The sequence below is a fragment of the Streptococcus sp. ALY_211 genome (genome assembly GCF_058314555.1).
Genome location: NZ_JBZFUN010000002.1, coordinates 199,812 through 215,567 on the forward strand (window position 1 = coordinate 199,812; position 15,756 = coordinate 215,567).

The following is a 15,756-nucleotide window of genomic DNA, read 5'->3' on the forward strand; positions in this document are numbered from 1 at the left end:
CATCCACTGAATAGTACCTCCTATAAGCATTTTAACTAGACCGATTTGGCTGTGTTTATTTTACAAAAAGAAAGCAGCTATCCAACATCAAGAGAAAGTTGACTTCATTTTGAAATGAATTTTTAGTATAATGCCTGTAAATAAGAGCACTGACTACAAAGAAGGTAGTAAAGCTTTTGAAAAAGAATTAGAAGTGGAAGACGAATGGATAAAAAGGACAGTATCAATCTTGGACAAATGAAAAAAGCCATGGAGAATGCTGATTCAGCTGATGCTACATACTTGGAAAAGGCTAAATTTGCAAAAGAGGCATCTCAAATAGAACCTACTAATGAAGAGCTACCTTTTCTTCGTAAACATGTAGCACGAGTCTACAGTATATTCGCCCTTATGTTAGTCTATACAAGTGGGATTATTTGGTTTTTGTACTATCACCCCTCCCTCTATTTAAAAATTTTACAATTTACAACCCCATTCTAGTTGGACTATATGGGGATCATTGGGACTCCTTTTCTTATCTCTTATGATATGTGGGGTTTTTGAAAATCTTTTAATAAAGAGTATCAGTGCCTTCATCTTCCTAACTGGTTTTAGTATGATATCAACTATAGTTGGATTTATATATGAACCAGCGATTATCTTTAAAGCTCTAGCTGTGACCATAGCTATTTATATCGGAACCGCGCTATTTGGATTATTTACTAAAAAAAATCTAACTGGATGGGGGGCTCCTTTGTTCGGGGCACTTTTGGGTCTGATTGTAGCGGGACTTTTCCAAGGTTACTTTCATAATTCAACACTTGATTTCATTGTGACGCTTGTTGATATCGTTGTTTTTACTCTATATATCATGTATGACAATCAGATGATTAAAGTACGTTTTTTGGATAAATATAGAGACAACGTACCTGATAGCCTTGCTTCTTGGTGGGCATTATCGTTGGATAGTTCTATTGATATCTACCTCGATTTTATCAACCTCTTCTTAGATATCCTTTCTTTGTTGTCTAGTGATGACGATGATTAGTACTTGCATCCTAATACTTTTCCATTTTTTCTTCCCTTCTACTTTTAATGCTGAGACAAATCAGAAAGATCTCTAAGACAGAATGGGGCATAAGTCAATCACTGCAACTATGGACACCTATGCTGAGTTAGCTCCACATAAAAAAATTGAAGTAATTGGCACATTTCAAAGTAAACAAGAGGATTTAGGGAATAAGCAGTAACGCTACATTTATATTTACAGAGTTGTAAATATGCTGTAAAGTCAACAGTTGCAGCGTTATAATTTAACTTTTACAGGGCTTTTTTCAAATGTCACTGTAATGCACTAGAATGAGTCTTGAACTCTACGTTCTCTATACTATTTTAGGAGCAAGGATTGTTGGTAGTCCAACGCATGGAATGGATAAAGAAACTTGACAATGATATTTTTGAAATTCGCTCAAAAGTATCTTCTAATATTCAACGTGCTCTTTATTTTCATGTGGTTGATAACCGATATATTATCACGCATGGCTTTACGAAGAAAACACAAAAGACACCAGCTAGTGAAATTCGACACGCTAAGAAATTAAAAAAAGAATTCGAGGAGAGCGATCATGACAACCGTTAAATTTGATGATTCTTTACAAGATGAGCTGAAAAACAATGATTTCAAAGCTGGCTATCTGGGTGAAAAGGCTATTTTAGAAAGTGCGATCGCTGTCACTAATGCTAGACAAAAGGCTGGACTATCTCAGCGAGAACTTGCTAGCTTGTCGCATGTTCCCCAATCAACTATTGCACGAATTGAACGTGGCAATAATACCAGTATTGAAACTATGAGTAAAATTGCTTTCGCTCTTAACCAACCGCTCACTATTCATATTGGTTGATAATATAGTTTAAATTTAAAAAATCCTATGAAATATTAATTTTCATAGGATTTTCTTATGTAAACGTACGTTTTGTCTGATGGTAAATTCACATCATACTACTGGTTCTGTCGGTAAGTTCATTCCTTTCCAACCTTCAAAAGCTCCTGCCAATTCATAAGCCTTGAAACCAGCTTTATAAAGGGCAAGTAGCGCTTGTTTACCTAAAATTGTCCCGCCGTTCCAATCATAAACGACATAGGTTTTGGTTTTATCCAGATTTGACAAATGTTTGTGAAGTTCTTTAGCTGGTATTGCCTCTGCCCCTTTAATTTGCTCTTTCTTCATCGCAGCCGGGGCATTTCGGATATCTAAGATGATATAGTCTTCACTGCCGCTTTTCATAGCTTCTAAGAGGGTATGATGGTTGATATAAAGCCCTAAATACATTTCTAAAAATTCAACTTTGTCCATTGTTTTCCTTCACTTTCTTTTTGAAATACTGATAAAAACCTCTTTTTGCCAATCGGTGAGATTTGAAATAACACTTTTTTCTATCTGTCTCATCTCTTGCCACTTCTCTCTTACCAGATCTTCGCCTTTACTAGTTAGAACCACTAAATTTTGTCGTCTGTCCTTTGGATTTTGCTCGCGTTTCACAAGACTTTTTTGCTCAAGTTCATCAATTAATTGACCGACTGTCGTTCTATCGATCGACATGAGCTCTCCGATTTTGATTTGTGTCATAGCGCTGTGGGTTGTAAGGGTGACCAAAATACCATAACCTCTTGAATCTATGCCACAAGACAGCAGACTCTGTGAGAACAGCTTATCCATCTCTTGGGCTACTTTACTAAGGGCATATCCCCATGACTCCTCTAACCTCAAACAATCACCTCCTCTGATTATCAGTTTTACTGATTATATAGTTTATCCTGTCAATTGTCAATTAAAAAAGAGAAAGGATAAAAATCCTACTCTCTAAATAAATTCCTATCTAAGGTACCTCTAACTGATTATACTAACGAAGAAAATGAGATAGCTTATCAGAATATGTCTTCAAAAGTGATGGTGAATATACTTTTTCACCTGCTGAGTCTCTGACTTCTTGCCAAAGGAGGGAGGCTACTTTCATTTTATTTGAATATAAGGAGCTGTCAGGGTCTTTACAAAAATCTTTTAAAAATTGGTTCCATTGGCAAACCGAATGATCATATTTAGCATAGTCAGATTCCCCATAGTAAACCTTTAGCATATCCTGAATCGTAAAGTGAGTGTCTCCCTCTTTTTTGACCTTGCGCCAAGCCGTTGCCATATTAGCTGTAAATGTAAAGGGAGAAACACCGGTTAGAGTCGCAAAATAATCTCTAAAAGTCCTATTAAAGGAGAAGCCGCATTCTAGTAAGGGCCTGTCGATAGTTATGACGTCCATTGATTTCTCTTTGCGGTCTTTTTCTTTGGCTTGATGAGATTGCCCTTAAAGTATTCCTCTATCACATGATTCGGCTCTTGTTTAGTGCCCCGATGTTCCAATCCAAGAGACTTGCATAAGTGAGAGAGTTCATCTCGATACCAGTAGTACTGATTAAAGTCATCAAAAGATGTTAATTGTTCAAACTTAGGTCTGCTTGTTGTCATATCCGATCCCCTTAATCTTAATTACATCCAATCTTTTAAGCCTGGAAAGATTTTTTATTAATAAGCAATAGTCTCTTGATTAGCTAGAAGTCGAGTGAGGAAATTTCGATCAACAATGTGGATCTCTTGTCCTGATTTCCTTAAGGCATCCTTATCCATTAAAGCCTTGGTCAGCTTAGCTACTGTAACTGGATGGATAGCAAGGTAGTCAGCAATTTCCTGATATTTGAAGAATTTTGGCAAAGCATAGCGATCATTGACCCAGCGACTATGCTCTAGTAAAAAGCGGCAATAGCGTACGGAGACCGACTCGTCCATGAGACTTTTGAAGTGTTGGATAAGGTTAATATTATTTTGAGTCAATGTCTGAGTCACTATCGTCAAAAAGTCACTATCAGCTAGGAGGTCATCGAAGACTTGATGACTGATGCGATACACTTGGCAGATTGTCTTTGCTTGGATACTAAAAGATCCCCAGAAGACATCTGTCTGAACCAGTTGATGGTGAAGAAAGGGAGCAAAGCTGATCACCTTGGGGCCTGTATGGTAGGCGTATACCTTTTCACGTCCACTAGCTGATCCCGACAAGAGGGCACAGGTTCCACTTGCCAATAGATAGATAGCATCTGTGTTTCCGTCCTCATCAGATCTACTGATATAACTCCCCTTTTCAAAGGTCATCAGCGTCCCTAAGGAAAAATAATCACTTAAAGTTTTCATAAACCCTCAAAATCTTAGTCTAGACTATATTTTTTATTTTTATTTTACCGTAAACTAGGAGCATCAACAAGGAAGCGAGGACCATCTGATGAAAAAATTTTTGATCCCCCTTATAACTCTTATCGCCGTTGCTGTTTTAGCTATTGGATTTTTTGCCTTGAGGTCGACCAGCAGCTCTAGCCAGTCAAGCTCTACTGCAAAAACAACCCGTTCATCAACGACGCAATCTAGTATCGGTCAAGTCAACAATGCTTTGGCAGAAGACGAGGATACTCTCATTAGTGATACCAGCTCTAAATTCAAGCAAGTGGACTACACTGATGAAAAAACCGGTAAAACCATCACCTACAATGTCTATCTACCAGAAAATTACGATGAAAACAAAGAGTATCCAACCGTTGTCTTCATCGGCGACAGCAGCACAACTGGTGATGATGCTACTAAGTCTCTAACGCAAGGGCTAGGGGCTAACGTATGGGCTAGTGATGATTGGCAGTCAGTCAATGAAGCTATCGTTCTAGTTCCATCCTACCCTGAGACCATCTTGGACGATCACGGCAGCTATACAACGACTGAATATGTCGAGTTGACCAAGCGCTTTATCGACTATGCAAGCGAGAAGTACGCTGTTGATACTGACCGTATCTATGGTACTGGTCAGTCTATGGGAGCCATGACGACCTTGCTCCTTGCTAGCCAATACACTGATCTGTATGCGGGTATCATGATTGTCGATGGGCAGTGGGACATCAGTAAGCTCTCTGGACTGGAAGGTCAAAACATTGTCTATTTCGCTGCAGAAGATGATGAAAATGCCTGGGCTGGTATGCAGGAAGTCATGGACATGTATGATGAAGATGGTGAATCTTATAGCTATGCCCAATGGAACGGCTCTTGGACACCCGATCAGCTGACTCAGGCTAGTAAAAAACTGACAGCCAATGGCAATAAAGCCTACTTCATCTCCTGGAAGTCTGGCACTATCGAAGCTGACGATTCGGGCATGGGCGGTAGCTCTGCTTACCATATGGCCAGCTTTGACTACGCTTATCGCTCCATTGCCATGATGGAATGGCTCTTCCAACAGGAGAAATAGTAAATCTTTAAAAGAGTGTGTGAAACAGTAATCAAGTCCAAATCTATGCTTGGTTACTGTGCACACTCTTTTTCTTTGTTCTTAGAGTTTTAGATTAGCACAGTCTATCAAGTAGGTTTACTCTAGGGTGACAATCTGGTTAAGATCATGCAAGGACTGTTGGAAGCTAATTATTTTGTATCATCAGGTTTTAGGTAGAGGTAAAAAGTTTTATGGTATAAGTCCTAATCCCTTTATTTGCAGGCTTTTTAAGCCTATGTGAGAATAATAATGGCTACAAAAAAGCTTGTCGTTTACCGAGTATTAGGGTGATGGAGCTTTTACTTTTATGCTATACTATTGTCAATTTAAAATCGCAAGGAGGTGTCAATATGTTTGTCAAGAAAATTGGTATTGTCAGTCTGTCTAGTGGCATTCTAGGAGAAAGCTTTGTCAAGCATGAGGTCGCAATTGGGAGTAAACGATTAGAAGATATGGGACTGGAAGTCACTTTTCTTCCCCACGCGCAGTTGGGAATAGACCAGTTAAGCCAACATCCTGACTATCGTGCACAAGACTTGCTCACGGCCTTTAGGGATGATAGCATCGATATGATCCTCTGTGCGATTGGTGGAGACGATAACTACCGTTTGCTGCCTTATCTGTTTGATCACAATGAATTAGCCCGTGTTGTAAAACCTAAGATTTTTCTGGGCTTTTCTGATACAACTGTCAATCACTTCATGCTTCATCAGCTGGGGCTTAAGACTTTTTACGGCCAAGCCTTCCTTACAGATATTTGTGAGCTATTTGATGATCTCCTACCGTACACCAAACACTATTTTTCAGAGTTGATCGAAACAGGTGGCATTAAAGAGATCCGACCCAGTCCTATCTGGTATGAGGAACGACAGGATTTTAGTCCCAGTGCTGTAGGGCATGCAATGCCTAGCCATCCGGACCAAGGCTTTATCCACTTGCAGGGTGCTAAAACGTTTGACGGAGAGATCTTGGGAGGTTGTCTGGATTCTATCTATGACCTTCTTAACGGAGATCGCTATCCTGATAGTCCTCAACTTTGCCAAAAGTATCGCCTCTTTCCTGACTTATCTGATTGGCAGGGCAAAATTCTTCTCCTTGAGACCAGTGAGGAAAAGCCAAGTCCAGAGAAGTTTCGGCAGATGATCCGTACTTTGGGTGATCAGGGGATTTTCGAAGTCATCTCAGGCCTACTCTTTGGGAAACCCCAAGATCAAGCTCATCAGGAGGCTTATCACCATATTCTCCTCGAAGAGATTGCCAATGATAACCTCCCTATCGTTGCCAACCTAAATGTCGGTCACGCCGCACCAAGATGTATCGTCCCTTTGGGAATCCCTGCACAGGTGGATGTGTCCGAGCAGATTATTAGATTTAAAAATTAAAACTCCCTCTTCTCAAATGAGGTCCATTTATTTACAATCCTCTCTACGTAAAAGGGTACTCATCATATTGAGGATGTGCTAGAGATTTTTGATAAGATAGAGTCATGAAAGGGAATACTATTCATATTTTATATATTTTGGCTAAAATGCTACGTTAAGTAGCAGAAAAATAGGAATATGACAACCTCACTTGCTAGTCCTCATAGATAAATCCGGCTACAATTACCTTATCATTATTTATATGGAGGTCACTATGACATTTGCCAAAACATTAAAAACCTATCGAAAGTCTGCTAATCTCTCACAAGAAAAAATGGCTGAACTGCTCCATGTTTCCAGACAGGCTGTTACTAAATGGGAAACCGAAGGAGGGACGCCAGATCTGTCTAATCTGATCGCCATTGCTAAACTCTTTGATATTTCAGTCGATGATTTACTCCGGAGTGACGGTATTGCTTGGCAAAAGGGATTGCTTTATCAAAGTAGCATCAGTTATGATATTGATGAAGCAAAACATTTTGATATCAAATTGGGTGGCGTTGCTAAGTTAGATTTACAGGTAGTTGATAGCCAAAAGCTTGATGTTACCCTTTCTAGTCATTCTCTGAAAGATTTAGAAAGAGATCTCAAGTTAAAAATTGACGATACCAAAAATAATATTGACCTTGAATTAAATCGTTTTAGAGATCTTACAGAAGCTATGACCAAAGATGGGTTAAACGTATCTATCACCCTTCCCAAAGAATACCTAAAAGATGTTGAAGTTGCTGTACATTGTCAGCACCTTTACATGAAAGAAATCACTATTGACAAGCTAGAATTAGACGGAAAAATCGCTCAGGTCACGATCGATGGTGGTCAAGGAAGCCTTGAAGTCAATAGCAATATTGACATGACGGTCAATCTTCTTGACTATCTTGGCTATACAGCTATCAACCAGATATCATCTACCTCTCAACTATATATGCCTATACATTATGATTTCAATCTTAAGAAAAAAGGCTTTGCTAATAAAATTCTTTTCCAAAAAAATCAGAACAAAACCGAAGACCTCTCACGTGACGACGCAGACAATACCATTGAACTCAACGGTCTTAAAAATGAATTATTAATCATCAAGCCATAACTATAACACTTTTATCAATCTTAGCTGTAGTATTGATAAATACCAGTAATTAGAATAATATATGGATGACAAAAGTTATATAGTTAGCTTGTTAGCAGTTAGGAGATATGCATATGAAAAAGATTAAAAATATGTTTGCAACCTTAGACAAAAGTTGGTTAATTAGACATTATCTATTCTCTATTGTCATTTTAGCAATCATGCTCCATATTTTTAGAGCTGATCTAGCCCATAATATTATCTTCTTTTTACTATCAACAATTTTTTACCCCTTTGCGATGTTTATTTATGAAAGTCTTGTGGATTTGATAGTAGGAAATAATGGATTGTGGATTCCATTAGATCTATCATTACCGTGGATAGCTCTAAGAATTTTATTTATTTGGGCTTGTGCTTTACCAGTTGGTATTATCGGCTTTATTTATTTATACTTTAAAACTAATCACTAATAAGATACTGTCAAAAGAGACGACTCTAGCATAGATTGGTACTAGTATAAAAAAATTTTATATTGAAAGGACTGGTTTTTTCTGTAGTATACAGAGTCCAGTCCTTTTTAGTTTACCTTTTTCCATACACAGTGTTTTAATGGATAAAAAAATTATATATAAAATATTGACACACTTATGTAAAAGGATTACACTATGGGTGTAAAATTTATATATATTTTTTTGATATATGTAGAAAGGAAAAAGATTATGGCTATTATTACGAAACTTAGAGGATTGACACCTCTTACAAAGTCCATTTTAATGACTCTTATTTATTTGGTAATGAGCTTTTCAGCTTATGTTTTGCCTATTATGTTTGGGGTTACCTGGTTTTTCACTCGGAAGATTGATCAGGTTCCTTGGAGCTCTTTGGCATTAGGCGTCAACAAGAAAGCTCTACGAAGTTTTGGGATTGCTCTCGCCCTAACTGCGGTCATTGTTTTTCTAGGTTCTGCTATTTCCAGATATTTACTCCAGGATAGTATTTACCATATTCCTAGCTCTGTTGGTCCAACTAAGATCGCTTTGAGTCTGGTCATGGCTTTTGTGGTTGCTTTTCTTATGCAAGGCTTCCCAGAAGAATTGGTCTTTCGCGGCTATTTAGTGCAAACCCTAAGCAGCAAGTATAACCAATTAACCACAATGACTTTGTCTGTTGGTCTCTTTACAGCTATACATGCTACTCATCTTGTCATGGAGGGTTTTCTATACGGCTGCTTGACCATGTTTTATGCCTTTAGCTTTGCTTGTCTGGCTTATCTGCTAAAATTCTTATTCCAGACGACTTGGGCTGCTGTCGCTGTTCACGGCGGTGTGCACTTGACAAGGATGTTGCTCATGTTTTTTGGTTTTGCTGAGTCTAATCAAGCCATCTTTATCCAAGGTATCTTATTGCTACTGGTATCGCTTGCCTTGCTTTATACCTTAAAAGACCAGTTAGCTGCAAACACTCATATCACAAAGGAGGAAAAATCATGATTACGATTAAAACCATGTCAACTTGGAAAATTATTGGTATCTGCCTGTTAGCCTTCCTGGCATTTTGGCTCAGTGGTAACTGCTCTGTCTTGATCTATCAGGGCTCACAATGGCTTGGTCTTGCTCCTATTTTTAGCTATGGACTGTTTGCCCTTAGTTACATAACTCTATCTCTACTGTCCCTCTATCTGATCATCAGTAAGGTCATCCATCTAGGTTTTAAGGATTTTCGTATTAATCTGACTTTTCCTCACTGGTCTTGTCTCCTTATCGCCTTTCTTATGCCCTTAGCTGTTCAGGTGCTCTTACACTTGCTGGGCGGACGCAGTTATCTGGATAATGATTTGTATCAGACTATTATCCTAGGAGGAGTCGCAGCTCCCATTGCTGAAGAGCTCTTCTTTAGAGGGTTTATCATGAGACTGCTGGAAATCAGATATTCTATCGCCATTGCTATACTTTTGCCGTCCTTTGCCTTTGCAGCTCTACATTTGCTAAATGGCGCACTGCCTCTTATAACCGCCCTTCAACTGTTAGTGGCTGGAACTGCTGTGGGGGTCCTCTTTTCCCTGACGACCTATCTAACTGGCTCTGTTGTCAATAGCATTGCCATCCATGCGATTTGGAATCTCATCATGGGAGTCATACTATTTAAACAAGACTCCTTCTTATTCGGTGCCCAATACGGTTCAGATATTTCTCCTCTAGCAATTTTAGCGTATGTGCTAGCTAGTGTCACGATCTTTTACCTCTTTAAGAAGAACAATCATCATTCTGATTGAGCCAGCCACTATTTAATCATTGATAGAAAATCTTTAAGACGCTCCACAAGAATAGCCCCAGTTAGAGATTAACTGAGGCTATTTTCTAAAGCTGTTTTAACCCTTGGCTACAAGTAGTATTATTTGTGATAAACCTTCCTCCATGATTATCATTTTTATAATTTATTTTTATTTTTTGTTTAACTTTTTTTAAAAAATATTGATTTTTTTAAAGTTATAACCTATAATGACATGGAGGTGGCATCAATGAATATCGACTGGTTTTTATTTTTGGACGATGAGGATCGTGAGTTTATTAGAAAATTCGTTATAAGTTCTGGTTCTCTAAAAAAGATTGCTGCAGAGTATGATGTTAGTTATCCTACAGTCAGGTTGCGATTAAATAATATTATCGATCAAATACGACTTTATCAAACGCAAGGTCATCCCTTTGAAGCAAAAATTATGAAAATGGTTATTGAGGAAAAAATTTCTTTAGAAGTAGCCAAGGAAATTATCACTTATCACGAGGAGGACTAATATGTCAATATTGTTAACCATTGCTCTCACTGCTATTGTTATGTATATTCAGCATTGGCTGGGGTACCATGAACATTTTATTTTAGTGTGGATTCTTCCGATCTTATTTATTATTGTCTATATTGTCCTTATGGTACTAGAACCTACTTTTGATTTTCGTAGTCTCATTACACCGTTTATTGGACTTTTTTCATTAGTAATTGCAGCAGGGGATGGACAGTCTAAAAAAGAGAAAGAAGTCAAAAAAGAATTAGATAAAATGAAAGCAAAGGATTACTCAAGCCAGTAAATTTCAGCTGCATTAAGTATTAAACTCCCCTTATCTACTTCTGGATAAGAGGCTCATTTCTCGATAGAAGTTTTACTAAAAATCCTAACCAATCATACTGATATACTATAGTAAGGAGTCATTATAAATGAAGAAACGAACCAGTATCATTCTAGTCTTAATCGGAATAATAGGACTCATTATCCTTTGGTTTTCAACAACAGCCGTGCTTAGAAACTATTATCAAAACCAGACGAAAAAAGAGTGGAGCTTTTCTAAATCCCATGCAACCTTTACCAATAAAGAAGCTAAGATACAGGTGCTCAAGGCTACTAAAATCCCTCTCCAAAACGATAATTACGCTGTTCGCATTCATTATAAGATTACTAATCTCACCTCAAAAGCTGAGGATGGGTATAGTCTTATTTTAGATACGGTCGATAAAATTACCAAAAATAAAGAAGAAATAAACAGTGTTAGTGTCATTGGTCATGATAAGGAAGAAGATAAAGATGCTAGCTCTGTCAACATTGCACCAGATGAGACTAAGGAGGTTGTTCATGATTACGATGTTGGACAACTCGGGACACCGATCGTCATTCATTTTAGAGATTCTGACTATAACGCTGTTGCCAGCTATTCTATGAAAACTGATAATCTTCCTAATGCTCCACTTTCGGCTATTGATATTCCTACATTCCCATCAACCGACGCCGATACAAGTACACCATAGAAAAAACATACGATCCAGACTTTTGGGATCGTATGTTTTATTAATCAGACTGGGCTTTTATAAGCTGGATAAAATTATCGGTGAAGTTAGCCGTCATTCCCCAGAGATTTTCACCGGCTAAATCGTAGAAGAGAATGGTCCGTTTATCCTGACCGAAATTATAATCAGCGCCTTGGGGCAGACGCTCCAAAGGAAAATCTGGTGATGGCTGAGCCTTTGCTATTAAGTGATAGGACTTAGGATCAGTGCTTAGGAGGTCTGTCAATCTAATCGTAAAGAGGCGATCAACTTCATCGGGGTTGGGTTTTAAGGCTCGCCAATCAGTAGAGAGGACGGCGACAAAGCAGTGAATGCTGCTACCTTGATAAAGGAGGTAGTCAATCTCACCTAATACCTCAATGCTGCTGGCTGAGATATTCAACTCCTCCGTCGTTTCCCTAATAGCAGCTTGCTCATAGGACTCCCCTGCTTCTACTCGTCCACCTGGAAAGGCGACCTCTCCAGGCTGAGAAATGGTTTGACTCCTTACTTGGTACAAAATTTCCCAATCTTGAGCTTCCTTGTCCCACACCAAGGGGAGTAAGACGGCATATCGTTTTGTCTCACCTAGGGGCTTGGGATGGTAATGGGCCAAGATCTTTTTAAAATCAATCATCAGCAGGTTCCTTATCAGCTTATTTTTATTATAGTACCATGTTTAAAGGCAAATCGGCAGCGATTCGCCCTTTTTTATCTATATAAATATTTTATATATTTAATCTTGACATATCATCCTATTAGCGCTATGATTAATATATAAAATTAATATACATAAAACCTTAGGAGGTACCTCTATGTATTATCCTGTATCCTCCGTCCTTATTGAGACCCTAATTCTATCTATTGTAGAGAAGGGGGACTCTTATGGTTATGAGATCAGTCAAACCATAAAACTCATCGCTAATATTAAGGAATCAACTCTTTATCCTATCCTTAAGCGATTAGAGAAAGCTGGCTTGATGACAACTTACAGTCAAGACTACCAAGGACGCAGACGAAAATACTATGCTATCACTGATGCTGGACGAGATGATCTCAAACAGCGCAAGGCATCTTGGCAGGAGCACACGACCACTATCGACGGCATCATAGAAGGGAGCATACGCCATGACAAGAAATGACTACCTAAAAGAGCTGGAGCGCTACTTAAAAAAATTACCGCCCACTGACTATGAAGAGGCTATGGACTACTTTACGGAATATTTTGATGAAGCAGGTCCTGAAAATGAAGCCAAGGTTATTCAAGAGTTAGGCAGTCCCAAGGAAGCTGCTAATGAGATTCTCAACACCATCTTAGATGAAAAGACCCAGCAATCAGGGGTTTCTCCTAAGAATCATGCTACCATCATTTGGATTGCTATCTTAGCCGTGCTAGCCTCACCTATCGCTTTTCCCCTAGCCCTTACGATGATTGCCTTAATTTTTTCTTTGGTTGTCATCATTTTGTCGCTGATCCTTTGTATTTTCCTAGCTGCTGTTGCTAGTTTGTTATCTGTCTTTCAATTCTTATTTGATAGTGTTACCTACTTTAATATCAGCTTTGCGGCTGGGATGCTCAATGTGGGATCGGGGCTTGCTCTCTTAGGCATTACTCTTCTTCTCATACTGTTAGGCATTGAATGTTCACGCGCTGCTGGTCATGGTACGGTCAAGCTGGTAAGTTGGATTGCTAAGAAAGGAAAACGCTCATGAAAACCTGGAAAAAATTCTTACTGATCACTGGTATTAGCCTCAGTCTGATCGGTGGTCTACTGGTACTCATCGGACTGCGGCAAGGGGGACTGAGGGACGTTGCCAATCACCTGCGAGAGGATCGCAACTATGTTTCGACTGACCTCGGCCAGATCAAGGCGATTAACATTGATACCTTTAGCCGTAATATCGTCATCGAAGAAACAGCTGATAAAAATGCCAGTATCACTTACTACCAAAATAAAAAATCTCCCATTACAGTCAGCAATGACAAGGGGCAACTAACTATTAAAAATAAGGATAAGGTTGAGATCAATGTGTTTGGTCTTAAGGATTTGGGACTGATTCAACTCGGTCGTGATATGGATACTATTGTCATCAAGGTTCCCAAAGGCACTAAGATTAGCAAGATTAACGCCTTTAATAGTTTAGGTGATCTCGATATCTCCAAACAATCAATCAATGATCTGGAAGTCAGCGGTAACCTTGGCGATCTTAGTATCGATCAAAGCCAGGTCAAAAAAGCGCAGCTGGACTTGGATACTGGTGATGTAGAAATCAGCAATAGTCAGTTAACCGACTTTGACATGACCCTTAGTGCTGGCGATGTCGAACTAGATAGGGTTACACTGACGAATAGTAGCATGGATGCTGACACGGGTGATTTTGATGGCTCCTCTCTCACCTTTAATAAGACCAACCATATCTCTGTAGAAACTGGTGATGTTGACTTAGAGCTGGCTGACTACCGATTGAATATCAGCAGTGACAGTGAGGTAGGTGATGAGGATATTACCGATGAGCTCAGCACCTCTCATGATAACTTCCTTGATATTCAGGCCGATACAGGCGATATATCTGTGGATTAACTGATAAGTAAAAGAGCTAGGCTCAAGCCTAGCTCTTTTATAATGTTACTAATCAATCTTAGCGATATTAACAGCTTGAGGGCCACGTTGACCTTCTTCAATATCAAAAGAAACTTTTTGTCCTTCGTCAAGAGACTTGAAACCAGTTGACTGGATAGCTGAGAAGTGTGCAAAGACATCTGGACCATCTTCTTGAGTGATGAAACCAAATCCTTTTTCGCTGTTAAACCATTTTACTGTACCTTGTGCCATTTGAGTTACCTCTTTAAAAATTTATTTGTAAAAATATTAAGAGGAAAAACAAAAGATCACTAATACTTCAACTCAAAAAATTATTACTCTCTTACTTTAACAGTATTATGGCATTAAGTCAAGTCATGTCTCTTACTTTTTGATTATAAGATGACTCTTCCCTCCAACTTAGTACCTGAGGGGTGAGCAGCATATTTGCAGTCTTATTTTTCCAAAAGAAAGAGAGTGGGACAAAATCAGTAAACCGTGAGACAATCACGGTTTTGATTTTGTTGTCCCACCTCCGCCCACCTCCAACAGTTCCCCAAACTGTTGGAGGTGTCACTTGCATGGTAGTTAAACAGTCCAGTGGACTGTTTAAGGGGGTGCCTGAAAATAAGAATGCGCCCCAAGATAAGGACTACCAATCAGCAGTGGTTCATTGGTGCTAAAGCACCTAATGAACTCTGCAGGGGTAAGACTAAAGTTGGCATAGCCAACAAGTCTTACTCCCAACCACTGCATCTAGTCAGTGAAATTGACTAAATAAATAAGGCTGAGAACTTTTGTCTCAACCTCTTCAAATATTTAGACTCAGCATTAAAGCATTTTGTTGTAGAATTCAACGATAAGGGCTTCGTTGATTTCTGGATTGATTTCGTCACGTTCTGGCAAACGCGTCAATGAACCTTCAAGTTTGTCAGCATCAAATTGGACAAATGATGGACGTCCCAAAGTTGCTTCAACAGCTTCCAAGATCGCTGGGACTTGAGCTGATTTTTCGCGAACTGAGATCACTTGACCTGGAGCAACACGGTATGACGGAATATCAACACGTTTTCCATCCACAAGAATGTGGCCGTGGTTAACGAATTGACGAGCTTGGCGACGAGTAGTTGCAAGACCCAAACGGTAAACAACATTGTCCAAGCGACGTTCAAGCAAGATCATGAAATTGTAACCAAGTGTTCCTTCTTTGATCTTAGTAGCTTGTACGAACAAGTTACGGAATTGTTTTTCACCCAAACCGTAAGTGAAGCGCAATTTTTGCTTTTCAGCAAGTTGCAAACCGTATTCAGAAAGTTTTGAACGGTTGTTTGGACCATGTTGTCCTGGTACGTAGTTACGACGTGCCAACTCTTTACCTGTACCTGTAAGTGACAAGCCAAGGCGGCGTGATTGTTTCCATGATGGACCTGTATAACGTGACATTTAACTGTCCTCCTCTAAGTTAATAAAATACTGAGGAAATAACGTCTTAGGCAAACCTAATTCGTGCAGATGCCCTTCGCCTAAACAGCCAAGGTTACTG

22 protein-coding genes and 1 pseudogene are annotated in these 15,756 nt (G+C 39.1%); 16 read left to right on the forward strand and 7 right to left on the reverse strand.

Annotation, left to right across the window (positions count from 1 at the left end):
• Positions 1 to 204 precede the first annotated feature (204 nt).
• The 4 genes from AC4HAJ_RS02910 to AC4HAJ_RS02925 all read left to right on the forward strand — a co-directional run bounded on the left by AC4HAJ_RS02910 (position 205) and on the right by AC4HAJ_RS02925 (position 1,880).
• Positions 205 to 480, forward strand: a complete 276-nt coding sequence (locus tag AC4HAJ_RS02910) for a hypothetical protein (RefSeq protein WP_491078658.1) — start codon at positions 205 to 207, stop codon at positions 478 to 480.
• 7 nt (positions 481 to 487) lie between these two features.
• Positions 488 to 1,027, forward strand: coding sequence for a Bax inhibitor-1 family protein (locus AC4HAJ_RS02915; RefSeq protein WP_491078724.1), 540 nt, complete (start codon positions 488 to 490; stop codon positions 1,025 to 1,027).
• A gap of 375 nt (positions 1,028 to 1,402) precedes the next feature.
• Positions 1,403 to 1,618, forward strand: a complete 216-nt coding sequence (locus AC4HAJ_RS02920) for a type II toxin-antitoxin system RelE/ParE family toxin (RefSeq protein ID WP_491078725.1) — start codon at positions 1,403 to 1,405, stop codon at positions 1,616 to 1,618.
• Positions 1,605 to 1,880 (forward strand): helix-turn-helix domain-containing protein, encoded by a 276-nt coding sequence (locus tag AC4HAJ_RS02925; RefSeq protein ID WP_491078659.1) that lies wholly within the window; start codon positions 1,605 to 1,607, stop codon positions 1,878 to 1,880. Before AC4HAJ_RS02920 ends, AC4HAJ_RS02925 begins: the two co-directional genes overlap by 14 nt.
• Positions 1,881 to 1,973: 93 nt before the next feature.
• On the opposite strand, the gene AC4HAJ_RS02930 is transcribed toward AC4HAJ_RS02925, so the two are convergent.
• From AC4HAJ_RS02930 to AC4HAJ_RS02945, 4 genes and pseudogenes are all read right to left on the reverse strand, one after another.
• Positions 1,974 to 2,333, reverse strand: coding sequence for a rhodanese-like domain-containing protein (locus tag AC4HAJ_RS02930; RefSeq protein WP_491078660.1), 360 nt, complete (start codon positions 2,331 to 2,333; stop codon positions 1,974 to 1,976).
• Between the two features lie 9 nt (positions 2,334 to 2,342).
• A complete protein-coding gene (locus AC4HAJ_RS02935) occupies positions 2,343 to 2,747 on the reverse strand; it encodes a MarR family winged helix-turn-helix transcriptional regulator (RefSeq protein WP_491078661.1) in 405 nt (134 codons plus the stop codon).
• A 133-nt stretch (positions 2,748 to 2,880) separates the two neighbouring features.
• A pseudogene (locus AC4HAJ_RS02940) lies at positions 2,881 to 3,497 on the reverse strand (SAP domain-containing protein).
• A gap of 57 nt (positions 3,498 to 3,554) precedes the next feature.
• Positions 3,555 to 4,217 carry a Crp/Fnr family transcriptional regulator gene (locus AC4HAJ_RS02945; RefSeq protein WP_491078662.1) on the reverse strand — a complete coding sequence of 221 codons (663 nt, stop codon included), beginning with the start codon at positions 4,215 to 4,217 and terminating at the stop codon, positions 3,555 to 3,557.
• A gap of 88 nt (positions 4,218 to 4,305) precedes the next feature.
• Between AC4HAJ_RS02945 and AC4HAJ_RS02950 the strand changes: the two genes are divergently transcribed.
• The 9 genes from AC4HAJ_RS02950 (at position 4,306) to AC4HAJ_RS02990 (ending at position 11,613) form a co-directional block, all read left to right on the forward strand.
• A complete protein-coding gene (locus AC4HAJ_RS02950; protein ID WP_491078663.1) occupies positions 4,306 to 5,313 on the forward strand; it encodes a carboxylesterase family protein in 1,008 nt (335 codons plus the stop codon).
• Between the two features lie 371 nt (positions 5,314 to 5,684).
• Positions 5,685 to 6,716, forward strand: a complete 1,032-nt coding sequence (locus AC4HAJ_RS02955; RefSeq protein ID WP_491078664.1) for a S66 family peptidase — start codon at positions 5,685 to 5,687, stop codon at positions 6,714 to 6,716.
• A gap of 253 nt (positions 6,717 to 6,969) precedes the next feature.
• Positions 6,970 to 7,842 carry a helix-turn-helix transcriptional regulator gene (locus tag AC4HAJ_RS02960; RefSeq protein ID WP_491078665.1) on the forward strand — a complete coding sequence of 291 codons (873 nt, stop codon included), beginning with the start codon at positions 6,970 to 6,972 and terminating at the stop codon, positions 7,840 to 7,842.
• Positions 7,843 to 7,955: 113 nt separating this feature from the next.
• Positions 7,956 to 8,291 (forward strand): hypothetical protein, encoded by a 336-nt coding sequence (locus tag AC4HAJ_RS02965; protein WP_491078666.1) that lies wholly within the window; start codon positions 7,956 to 7,958, stop codon positions 8,289 to 8,291.
• A gap of 249 nt (positions 8,292 to 8,540) precedes the next feature.
• Positions 8,541 to 9,311, forward strand: a complete 771-nt coding sequence (locus AC4HAJ_RS02970) for a CPBP family intramembrane glutamic endopeptidase (protein WP_491078667.1) — start codon at positions 8,541 to 8,543, stop codon at positions 9,309 to 9,311.
• Positions 9,308 to 10,093 carry a CPBP family intramembrane glutamic endopeptidase gene (locus AC4HAJ_RS02975; protein WP_491078668.1) on the forward strand — a complete coding sequence of 262 codons (786 nt, stop codon included), beginning with the start codon at positions 9,308 to 9,310 and terminating at the stop codon, positions 10,091 to 10,093. Before AC4HAJ_RS02970 ends, AC4HAJ_RS02975 begins: the two co-directional genes overlap by 4 nt.
• Positions 10,094 to 10,345: 252 nt before the next feature.
• Entirely contained in the window at positions 10,346 to 10,612 is a 267-nt protein-coding gene (locus AC4HAJ_RS02980; RefSeq protein WP_491078726.1) for a DUF2089 family protein, read from the forward strand.
• Position 10,613: 1 nt separating this feature from the next.
• Positions 10,614 to 10,901: a hypothetical protein gene (locus AC4HAJ_RS02985; protein ID WP_491078669.1), complete on the forward strand. Its 288-nt coding sequence runs from the start codon at positions 10,614 to 10,616 to the stop codon at positions 10,899 to 10,901.
• Between the two features lie 127 nt (positions 10,902 to 11,028).
• On the forward strand, positions 11,029 to 11,613 hold the full coding sequence (locus AC4HAJ_RS02990) for a DUF5067 domain-containing protein (protein WP_491078670.1): 585 nt from the start codon (positions 11,029 to 11,031) through the stop codon (positions 11,611 to 11,613).
• Positions 11,614 to 11,653: 40 nt separating this feature from the next.
• Here the strand turns inward: AC4HAJ_RS02990 and AC4HAJ_RS02995 are convergent, their stop codons facing one another.
• On the reverse strand, positions 11,654 to 12,268 hold the full coding sequence (locus AC4HAJ_RS02995; RefSeq protein WP_491078671.1) for an NUDIX hydrolase: 615 nt from the start codon (positions 12,266 to 12,268) through the stop codon (positions 11,654 to 11,656).
• 178 nt (positions 12,269 to 12,446) lie between these two features.
• Between AC4HAJ_RS02995 and AC4HAJ_RS03000 the strand changes: the two genes are divergently transcribed.
• The 3 genes from AC4HAJ_RS03000 to AC4HAJ_RS03010 are packed head-to-tail and all read left to right on the forward strand — an operon-like array spanning position 12,447 to position 14,213.
• Positions 12,447 to 12,773, forward strand: a complete 327-nt coding sequence (locus tag AC4HAJ_RS03000; RefSeq protein WP_491078672.1) for a PadR family transcriptional regulator — start codon at positions 12,447 to 12,449, stop codon at positions 12,771 to 12,773.
• Positions 12,760 to 13,344 carry a DUF1700 domain-containing protein gene (locus AC4HAJ_RS03005; RefSeq protein ID WP_491078673.1) on the forward strand — a complete coding sequence of 195 codons (585 nt, stop codon included), beginning with the start codon at positions 12,760 to 12,762 and terminating at the stop codon, positions 13,342 to 13,344. Before AC4HAJ_RS03000 ends, AC4HAJ_RS03005 begins: the two co-directional genes overlap by 14 nt.
• Positions 13,341 to 14,213 (forward strand): DUF4097 family beta strand repeat-containing protein, encoded by an 873-nt coding sequence (locus tag AC4HAJ_RS03010; RefSeq protein WP_491078674.1) that lies wholly within the window; start codon positions 13,341 to 13,343, stop codon positions 14,211 to 14,213. The genes AC4HAJ_RS03005 and AC4HAJ_RS03010 overlap by 4 nt, the downstream gene beginning before the upstream one ends.
• A 48-nt stretch (positions 14,214 to 14,261) precedes the next feature.
• Here the strand turns inward: AC4HAJ_RS03010 and AC4HAJ_RS03015 are convergent, their stop codons facing one another.
• Complete coding sequence (locus AC4HAJ_RS03015; RefSeq protein ID WP_491078675.1) at positions 14,262 to 14,465, reverse strand: cold-shock protein; 204 nt, start codon at positions 14,463 to 14,465, stop codon at positions 14,262 to 14,264.
• 579 nt (positions 14,466 to 15,044) lie between these two features.
• A complete protein-coding gene (rpsD, locus tag AC4HAJ_RS03020) occupies positions 15,045 to 15,656 on the reverse strand; it encodes a 30S ribosomal protein S4 (protein WP_491078676.1) in 612 nt (203 codons plus the stop codon).
• Between the last annotated feature and the right edge of the window lie 100 nt (positions 15,657 to 15,756).

Coding starts and splice junctions, on each gene's coding strand:
- AC4HAJ_RS02955 (WP_491078664.1), top strand. CDS start 5,685: ATGTTTGTCAAGAAAATTGGTATTGTCAGTCTGTCTAGTGGCATTCTA.
- AC4HAJ_RS02975 (WP_491078668.1), top strand. CDS start 9,308: ATGATTACGATTAAAACCATGTCAACTTGGAAAATTATTGGTATCTGC.
- AC4HAJ_RS02965 (WP_491078666.1), top strand. CDS start 7,956: ATGAAAAAGATTAAAAATATGTTTGCAACCTTAGACAAAAGTTGGTTA.
- AC4HAJ_RS03000 (WP_491078672.1), top strand. CDS start 12,447: ATGTATTATCCTGTATCCTCCGTCCTTATTGAGACCCTAATTCTATCT.
- AC4HAJ_RS02950 (WP_491078663.1), top strand. CDS start 4,306: ATGAAAAAATTTTTGATCCCCCTTATAACTCTTATCGCCGTTGCTGTT.
- AC4HAJ_RS03015 (WP_491078675.1), bottom strand. CDS start 14,465: ATGGCACAAGGTACAGTAAAATGGTTTAACAGCGAAAAAGGATTTGGT.
- AC4HAJ_RS02970 (WP_491078667.1), top strand. CDS start 8,541: ATGGCTATTATTACGAAACTTAGAGGATTGACACCTCTTACAAAGTCC.
- AC4HAJ_RS02910 (WP_491078658.1), top strand. CDS start 205: ATGGATAAAAAGGACAGTATCAATCTTGGACAAATGAAAAAAGCCATG.
- AC4HAJ_RS02960 (WP_491078665.1), top strand. CDS start 6,970: ATGACATTTGCCAAAACATTAAAAACCTATCGAAAGTCTGCTAATCTC.
- AC4HAJ_RS02925 (WP_491078659.1), top strand. CDS start 1,605: ATGACAACCGTTAAATTTGATGATTCTTTACAAGATGAGCTGAAAAAC.
- AC4HAJ_RS03005 (WP_491078673.1), top strand. CDS start 12,760: ATGACAAGAAATGACTACCTAAAAGAGCTGGAGCGCTACTTAAAAAAA.
- AC4HAJ_RS02920 (WP_491078725.1), top strand. CDS start 1,403: ATGGAATGGATAAAGAAACTTGACAATGATATTTTTGAAATTCGCTCA.
- AC4HAJ_RS02945 (WP_491078662.1), bottom strand. CDS start 4,217: ATGAAAACTTTAAGTGATTATTTTTCCTTAGGGACGCTGATGACCTTT.
- AC4HAJ_RS03010 (WP_491078674.1), top strand. CDS start 13,341: ATGAAAACCTGGAAAAAATTCTTACTGATCACTGGTATTAGCCTCAGT.
- AC4HAJ_RS02930 (WP_491078660.1), bottom strand. CDS start 2,333: ATGGACAAAGTTGAATTTTTAGAAATGTATTTAGGGCTTTATATCAAC.
- AC4HAJ_RS02990 (WP_491078670.1), top strand. CDS start 11,029: ATGAAGAAACGAACCAGTATCATTCTAGTCTTAATCGGAATAATAGGA.
- AC4HAJ_RS02995 (WP_491078671.1), bottom strand. CDS start 12,268: ATGATTGATTTTAAAAAGATCTTGGCCCATTACCATCCCAAGCCCCTA.
- AC4HAJ_RS02985 (WP_491078669.1), top strand. CDS start 10,614: ATGTCAATATTGTTAACCATTGCTCTCACTGCTATTGTTATGTATATT.
- rpsD (WP_491078676.1), bottom strand. CDS start 15,656: ATGTCACGTTATACAGGTCCATCATGGAAACAATCACGCCGCCTTGGC.